Consider the following 6,334-nt stretch of genomic DNA (forward strand, 5'->3'; position numbering starts at 1 on the left):
CATCGCGTTGCGCCCGCCGATAACGGGCTTGCACTCGTGTCAATTCGCCTGATGGAATTCGGGCGATTGCGACCGGGTGGCCCGCCGGAAAAGGAGTGTAAAGTGAAGAAGAGGTGTCAATTCGCCTGATGGAATTCGGGCGATTGCGACCTGAGCATTGCGGGCAGTATCCACCCGCATAATCGCTTAATTTATGTGTCAATTCGCCTGATGGAATTCGGGCGATTGCGACCCTAGTGGTCAATTGTGAAGACGGCGCTTTCGAACTAGGCAGTGTCAATTCGCCTGATGGAATTCGGGCGATTGCGACTCAAGTTTATAATCGACCTGATCGACGTGCCGCAGAACCTGATGTGTCAATTCGCCTGATGGAATTCGGGCGATTGCGACTGCACCTTCCGGGAAGCCGCATCAGTATTGGCCGCACAGCCGCGATTTGTGTAACCTCGCCGAAAAGGCGACTCAAATCGCTTGAATCGCGCGCTTTTCCGCAAAAGTGGATCCCGAAAAAATCCAGCAGCGATGCCGCCAAAGCTTGATTCCGAGTAACCACCCTATGGGTACCACCTATTGCGAGGTTACGCACGCCAAAGCCCGCGCAACGCGCCCGGGGCAAAATCGCCCGAAGTTTTCAATGTACGGCGAATCCGGGGCCATAGCCGACATTCGTTCGCCGGAAGCCATGGACCGACCTCCGGCGGTGCCGGGCAAGACACAGTTACCCCGAGGTGCCCCGTGATTACGAGGCCCGACGGATCGTGATTGGCGATCTCGGACGGGATTATACCTCATCTTCAGGATTTTGTCCCTGCAAGTTTGAATCCCCGCGCGGCAAGCTTGGAGCGAGCGTCGGACTCGGCCTTTTTCCAAAAATCGGCGGCCTTCATTCCCACCGCGCCGCCGGGAAGGTACAGCATCGCTTCTTTTCCCCTTCCGGATTTGGATACAAGCTCTTCACCGGCGAACTCGCGCTGAAGGTTCTGCGCGGCGTTGTAATCCGCGTTTATCTTGACTACTTCGCATTGGGGATTGCTGCAGCAAAACAGCTTTCCCCCCTGCTGGATAAGCACGTTGCCCGTTTCCTGATAGGTGACGGTAAGGCTTCCGCCGCGGATTTTGCGATGAGTGATAGGCAGGCGGTCGGCTTTGGGCTTCGAAAGGTCTTCGCGCTTTACGAACCACGAATACGGCACTTCGGAATACCGGACTCCCGGCCATCCGCACTTGTGGCAGACTTTGCTCGTATACGCCGAGGGCTTTTCGACCGTCGCGATTCCGTACGCACCGGCGCGGTCTATGCCTACGTAATTTCCGCCCGAGGTGCGGTAAGTGCCAAGCTCATGAAGCAAAGAGCGGAAAGCGGTCGTCCGAAGCCTGCGGTTTTCGCGCCGCGTCCGGTCGGTCGAGGGGCGGTAGCCATCAAGCTTCTCCACTACAATTACATTCGCCCGATGCTCGACTGCCTTTGCGATAATCGCGTGAGCAGTTTGCTTGGCGATGTCGTTTTTCAAGTAGATTATATGTTCGGTCATCCGCGCGTCGAACTGCCGCTTGCGGGGCAGGAATTTCATTTTGCCGTCCGGAGTCTTCTGTGCTTCGCTGCGCTTTTGCCTGTGCTTCCACTCGTGTGCGTCCACATGCGCCAGGTGGCGTCCGCCCGGAGGGACGACCGGCCCGGCCCAAATCTGAACGCTTTCGGCGAATGAGAATGACGGGCCGTGGTACTCCCTGACCACGCCGTACGCCCGGCTTCTGTACCCGAGGTCGATTGAAAGAACGCGCGATCCCGGCTTGACATCCGCGGCTGTCTTGGGGCGCTTCGGCCTTTCGAACGGGACAATCACTCTGGCGGAAAAATAGACGTACGGCTTGCTTTTTCCGGGTTTGACCGGCCTCGGCTTGAACTGGATTTTTATCCCGCCGAAACGCATATGGAACTTTTCGCCGAGCAGCTTGTCGCGGAACTGATACGCGTACTTGTCGGGCGCATCGGGAGCCGCCTCTTCGATTACATATTTACGAATCCGCGCATCGGGCTTGAAGGGTACCGGAACCACCGCAATGGCGACTTCGTCCGGGTTTGCGGTAAGCGCCTCGATTTCGGATTCCGAAAGCGCGGCCAATTCCGCGCATTCCGGCAACCAGTTGTTCACGCTCCCCTTTTTAAGCACATCCGACTTCGGAACCGCGAGCCGCAGAAACAGATTCTGGTTCGAAAGGTCGAGCTTGTAATGCTTGTTCGCTCCCTTACCAGTGAATTCCTCAAGCTCGTACCATTGGGGATGAACGCGCCAGTCAGGCGCGGAAAAACCGATGGATTGCGGACAGCGGTCTTTGAGGAAATTGTTGTTGTAATCAAGCAGCAATTTGAAATCGTCCGCGAATTCCGGCCAGGCGTCCGCATTGTGAGCCAGCCAGCGGAAGAATGCATGGTCTCCGATGGACTCGTTGTCCTCTTTGATTAGTTCAAGCAGGATCGCCTCGCGGCGGTTGTTGCGGTCCGGGATGGTTTCTACAGCGGGCGGGCTTTTCGGTTTCCACAAATCCTCACCAGCCCAAGCGTCGCGCACTCGACCGATACCTTTGACCATCGGCCCGCGAATATGAACATGCTTAGCGATCCGGCCGGGCTGGGATGAATCGAGTTCTTTTTGTGCCGATGCGGTTCGCTCCCTTTCGTACGATTCGAAAAACGGCAGCCGGGTATTGAAAAATTCCCCATTTTCCTCGATAAATTTGGCTCTGGATTCAGCCCAGGATTTGCGCTCGCTTTCACGGCTTTTCCTTTTCTCGCCCTGGCTTCGAATGTAGCGCGCGGCCACGGACATGACAAGGCGGTGCCAGGGGAGCAGGCCCGATTCCTTGCGGTCGAAAAGCAAAATGCCTCGGCGGTGAAAATCCGCGAGCCATATCGAAATTTCGGGATTCGCCTTGCACACGTTGGCGAAATCCGCGTCCTCGACATCCGCGCCCTTTTTCTTCACCTGCGTGAGTTGCTCTACAAAGGCGTGGCATTCGTCGGGCACGCTCCAAAGCGGCTTGCCGTCCTCGCCTTGGGGCGCTATCAGAAAATAGTCGCTCATTATTCCCATCTTTAGCGCGACTTCCGCCGCTTTCTCGTATGAAAGCGAATATCGGTCCATAAACCGCCGGGCGAATTCGTTGAAATGCCGCGAAATCCGGGATTTGCCTTTGTCGCTCTTAACCTTTTCTAGCGATGCGGAAAGCCGATGGGCAATGGTGCCTTCGTATCGCGCAATTTCCGCGGCCCTGCGCAAATGCAGATATTCTTTCACCATGAAAGATACCTGGCGGTTGAACAATATGTGCGTGAGCCAGAGATACGATGCGATTCTCGGCGATCCGGGAACCAGCATCGCGGTGAAAGTTTTCGTAATCTTCTGCCGCGACATTTTCCCTTCCCCTTATCTCGATTGAAACCGGGGCGATTTTACCACGGCTGCGGCGCTGTTTAAGGCAGCCCGCCCGGCATTTCGCTTCGCACGATGTTTTCGGGCGAGTAATCGCTGCGCCCGGACAGCCCTTCGTCCCTGAATTCGACCGGGATTTCTCCGCCCCACTGCGGCTCCTCCGGCCCGGAGTACGGCTTGATCGCGTACCAGTGCGAGCCCGCGCCCGCGTCCGCGTCCGTGAAAACGAAAACGCCAGGCCGGCCGGGAAATGAAAGCCGGTATGTTTCGCCGCCGCTGTACCAGCTTCCGTCGAAACCGGCGCTCCCTACCGCCTCGAACGGCCCGTCCGCGGAGGCGGCGCGGCCGATCACGTAGCCGTCAATGCGCGCCAGGTAGTTGAGCGCGATAGGGGTAATATCTCCCAAGCCGACTTCGCCGTCGCCGTCGGTGTCCGCCTGGGCGTCGTATCCGTCGTCCGAGCCGTCGTTTGAAAGACGGCCGAACCGGAGCGCGATGGGCGTGATGTCCGAAACATTGACCTGGCCGTCGCAGTCGGCATCGCCGGCGAGCCGCGCTTCCCACAGAATCTGCGCGCCGCCGTCCCGGCCGATCGCCGCCGTATGAATTACGCGCGCGACGTCCGCGGACAGAGCGGAAGTAAATCTCGTGGCGCCGCGTTCGGCGAGAGCGGACTTGAGCGCGTCCTTGAGCGCATTCACAACCGCAGGATCCGCGCCCCGCGGCGGCTGGAAGGATTCGATTTCGAAAAGCACGTCGGCGAGCGACGCCTCGGAGGGCGCCTGGCGCTGCGGCCCGCCCGCGCTTTCCGAAGCGGCGGAGGCGGGCGATAAGCCTTGCTCCCGGCCCTGGCCAGCGCCTGCGAAGTGCACGGGATGGCTTCCCTTGCCGCACCCGGCAAGAAGAAAGGCGGCCAGCAGCGCGGAAATCGCGGCGGCGACAGCCGCATTAAAGGCCTTCCCGGAAAACGCGTCGGGCGAGGCCTTTATGGCCAACGCCGCGCGCGCTGCGTCCGCAATCCGACGCGACGGAGCTTGCGCCGCCGCAAAAAACGAGGCCGCCCCGGAACCCCGGCTGCTATGCTTTGCTTTTTCATCTAACCCTTCCCCAGCTACCGAAAACGTATCGAATGCGCCCGAAATCGGGCGCGATGCAGGCCGAAAAGGTTATACCCGGATCGGGAATATGCGAAACGGAAGCCGGCGCGCAGGGACGCATCGCGGCTCCGGTTTATAATCCCCAACGTGGCGTTTCACGACAGGGTGCGCATCGAGATTTCCGCGGGCCGGGGCGGCGACGGCAGCCGCTCGTTCGCACGGTTCGCGCGCGAGCCGCTGGCCGGCCCCGACGGCGGCGACGGCGGCAAGGGCGGAGACGTCTGGCTCGCCGCGGACGGCGCGCTGGACGACCTGTCGCTGTTCGCGGCCGCTCCCAAAGTGAAAGCCGAGCCGGGCGGCAAGGGGATGCCCGGCAAGAAATCCGGCAAGAACGCGCCCGACCTCACGCTGCGTGTGCCATGCGGAACGCGCGTGCTGGATGCGGCGACGGGAGCCGAGCTTATGGCGCTCCTTGCGCCGGGCGAGCGGATGCTGCTGCTGAAGGGCGGCGCGGGCGGCCGCGGCAACGTCAAGTTCGCCACGCCGACCATCCGCACGCCCAACAAGGCGGAGCCGGGCTTCCCCGGCGAGGCGCGCGTCGTGGAATTCGTGTACCGCCAGCCCGCGCCGGTGGCGCTTCTGGAGCCCTCTTCCATCGCTGCCGCCGGACATTATTTCCGGATTTACTCCGCCTTGGCCAGAAACAGGCCGGACGAGTCTGCGTTTTATATGCGAAAGCCGCGGATTTTCTATTTCGAGCGCGAATTCCGAAGATATCCGGTGGCGTTCCTTCCGTTTCACGCCGCGGGCGCGGATGAAGCCAAGTTTCCGAATCTTGCGCACCTGTACAACGTGCACGTGGCGGTCGTTTGCCTTTCCGGAATGTCCGAGCAATACGCCGCGGCCACGCTCGACGCGCTTCTCGACGCGCTTTCCGAAATCGAGCGTCCCAATTTGAGGACTATCATCGCCGCTTCTCCTCCGCAGCCGGCCGCCGCAGCGGAAAATTTCGTCCGGATGTGCGATAATCGGTTCGCGCCGGACGGCGCGTCCGCGTCGCTTCTGCCGCTTACAGGAGACGACGCGGCGGACGCCGAAGCCGTCGGCGCGGCGATTGCAATGCACGGAGCCGAATTTGCACGGGGTGACTAGATGAAGGTGGTAAGCACCTCCCGCACCGAGCGGGTGGGGATAATGGGCGGGAGCTTCAATCCGATTCACATGGGCCACCTGGTCGCCGCGCAGGAAGTTCTGACCGAGTTCGACCTTTCGCGGATAATCTTCGTCCCCGCCAACCGCAACCCGTTCAAACCGGAGGTGGATTACGCGGACGCGTTCCACCGCTACATAATGTGCGTGATGGCGACATCGCCCAATCCGCTGTTCGAAGTCAGCCCGTTCGAGATAGATCGCGAGCCGCCGTCGTACACGATAGACACGCTTAAATTTTTCAAAAAGGAACTCGGGGGCGAAACCGAGCTTTACTTCATCACCGGCGCGGACGTGGTGCGCGAAATGGTCGAGTGGAAACGCATAAAGCAGTTTCCTGAATACTGCAAGGTGGTGGCGGTGTCGCGACCGGACACCGACGGCTGGGACGACGTGCAGAAATTTTTCGGCGGAATCGGTCTGGATGTGACATTTCTTCACGTCCCCGCGCTCGCGATAAGCGGGAAGGACATCAGGAAGAGAATCGCCGAAGGGCGCTCCATCAAGTATCTGGTGCCCGAAAGCGTGGAGTTGTACATAAAAAAAACCGGCCTTTTCATGCCCGGACGGCAGGGCGGGCCGGCGGCGGGCGACAAT

At 60.0% G+C, this 6,334-nt stretch carries 4 protein-coding genes and 1 CRISPR repeat array; of the genes, 2 read left to right on the forward strand and 2 right to left on the reverse strand.

The window, feature by feature from the left end; all coding sequences use genetic code 11:
* Positions 1-36 precede the first annotated feature (36 nt).
* Positions 37-390: direct repeats of the CRISPR family, unit length 37 nt; unit sequence GTGTCAATTCGCCTGATGGAATTCGGGCGATTGCGAC.
* Between the two features lie 404 nt (positions 391-794).
* On the reverse strand, positions 795-3,413 hold the full coding sequence (locus HRF49_11460; GenBank protein ID MEP0815264.1) for a hypothetical protein: 2,619 nt from the start codon (positions 3,411-3,413) through the stop codon (positions 795-797).
* A 59-nt stretch (positions 3,414-3,472) separates the two neighbouring features.
* Positions 3,473-4,426, reverse strand: a complete 954-nt coding sequence (locus HRF49_11465) for a hypothetical protein (GenBank protein MEP0815265.1) — start codon at positions 4,424-4,426, stop codon at positions 3,473-3,475.
* A gap of 249 nt (positions 4,427-4,675) precedes the next feature.
* Here HRF49_11465 and HRF49_11470 point away from each other — a divergent pair, with 249 nt between their 5' ends.
* Positions 4,676-5,680, forward strand: a complete 1,005-nt coding sequence (locus HRF49_11470) for a hypothetical protein (GenBank protein MEP0815266.1) — start codon at positions 4,676-4,678, stop codon at positions 5,678-5,680.
* Positions 5,681-6,334: nicotinate-nucleotide adenylyltransferase (locus HRF49_11475; GenBank protein ID MEP0815267.1), on the forward strand; the 654-nt coding region annotated here is incomplete at its 3' end.

The sequence above is a fragment of the bacterium genome (assembly GCA_039961635.1).
GTDB lineage: Bacteria > 4484-113 > 4484-113 > JAGGVC01 > JAGGVC01 > JABRWB01.